Source organism: Oleiphilus sp. HI0128, assembly GCF_001635365.1.
Genome location: NZ_LWGG01001496.1, coordinates 1 through 1,047, shown reverse-complemented (window position 1 = coordinate 1,047; position 1,047 = coordinate 1). Strand labels below are relative to the sequence as shown.

The window sequence follows — 1,047 nt, the reverse complement described above, 5'->3', positions numbered from 1 at the left end:
GTTCATGATATTTCTGATTGTTATGCTGCCATTTACGACGCCTGTCTCTGGGGAAGATGATGTGCTTTTCGAAATATCGGAGTTGACGGCGAGTAAGAATGGATTGGTCCACGCGGTATTGATTGCCGTTAAAGCGAATACCGTTGTTCTGTCTTTACTTGCTGTTGTGGGCACCATGAATGCGACAACGTTCGGGCATGCTTTAGCACGGTTACGTATACCCGATAAGCTCGTTCATTTGCTTCTGTTTACGGTACGTTATCTCGACGTGATTGGTCAGGAATACAAACGCATGAAACGTGCGATGCAGGCGCGGGCATTTGTACTGCGAATGGATACGCACACATGGCGCTCAATTGGCTATTTAGTGGGAATGCTTTTAATCCATGCACTTGAACGTTCAGAGCGAATCATGGAGGCAATGAAGTGTCGTGGTTACAACGGCCGCTTCTATTTGTTGGATGATGATAAGTTAGTCGCACGCGATTACTGCTTGATCATCGTTTGCGTTCCGTTCTTGATTTCTCTAATTCTTATCAACCTGCTTTGAGGCTTTTATGGAAGCGCTAATTGAAACACGAGGCTTAAGCTACCGCTACCCACGAAGAGGGGAAGTATTATCTCATGTCGATTTCTCTCTCTACTCGGGTGATCGGGTTGCGCTCACGGGGCCGAATGGAGCGGGCAAAACGACGTTTCTACATTTACTGGTAGGGCTAAAAAAAGCAAAGTCGGGTGATGTATTTGCTTTTGGCAAGTTTAGAAAGCAAGAGTCTGAATTTGTTGAAGTACGCGCGAAGGCGGGCTTTCTATTTCAAGACCCCGATGATCAACTATTTTGCCCCACTGTATTAGAGGACGTGGCATTTGGCCCGCTAAATCTAGGAAAAACCAGAGAGCGGGCCTTCGAAAAGGCCAAGCAAACACTTAGGTCGCTTGGCATGGCAGGATTTGAGAAGCGAGTTGCGCATCAGCTTTCGGGGGGCGAAAAACGCTTGGTCGCATTGGCATCGGTACTGGCCATGGAGCCAGAAGTGTTGTTGTTAG

Annotated in this window: 2 protein-coding genes; both read left to right on the top strand. The window is 47.5% G+C overall.

The genetic code is table 11. From position 1 onward, the window contains the following. On the top strand, positions 1-550 hold a 550-nt coding region (gene cbiQ / locus A3763_RS24680; protein WP_082880593.1), incomplete at its 5' end, for a cobalt ECF transporter T component CbiQ. 7 nt (positions 551-557) lie between these two features. Next, positions 558-1,047 (top strand): energy-coupling factor ABC transporter ATP-binding protein (locus A3763_RS24675; protein WP_068760677.1); only part of this gene is annotated, 490 nt, incomplete at its 3' end.